This is a genomic window from Salinivibrio costicola subsp. alcaliphilus, assembly GCF_001996185.1.
In the GTDB taxonomy this organism is placed as follows: domain Bacteria; phylum Pseudomonadota; class Gammaproteobacteria; order Enterobacterales; family Vibrionaceae; genus Salinivibrio; species Salinivibrio costicola.
This window is the reverse complement of the sequence record NZ_MUFR01000202.1, coordinates 1-266: the sequence shown is the minus strand read 5'-3', so window position 1 is coordinate 266 and position 266 is coordinate 1. Positions and strand designations below refer to the sequence as shown.

At 47.0% G+C, this 266-nt stretch carries 1 protein-coding gene; it reads right to left on the bottom strand.

Going from position 1 to position 266, the window contains the following annotated elements; all coding sequences use genetic code 11:
• Positions 1-25 precede the first annotated feature (25 nt).
• On the bottom strand, positions 26-266 hold a 241-nt coding region (locus BZJ21_RS15870; protein WP_131826339.1), incomplete at its 5' end, for a transposase family protein.

Here is a 266-nt window from a genome sequence, read left to right as displayed (position 1 = left end):
CACGGAAAACGCATGAACATCCGCGTCATGAAAGGCTTCCCAGCACGGTCGCTAAGTACTCTTGGTCCATCGCGCACATCATTCGCTTGCGTTGAATGCCGGCTTTGAAACTCTTCTCTTGCTTTAATAAATTCAAAACCATCTGCCTTATTCGTGCAAAAACTTCCGCTCGGTCATCTACCCTAATTCGGCATGCGTCTTCTTTTAATCCAACATCGAGTTGCCAGTGCATTGATTCAATTAACCAGTGCGAGCGAGTGGCATCA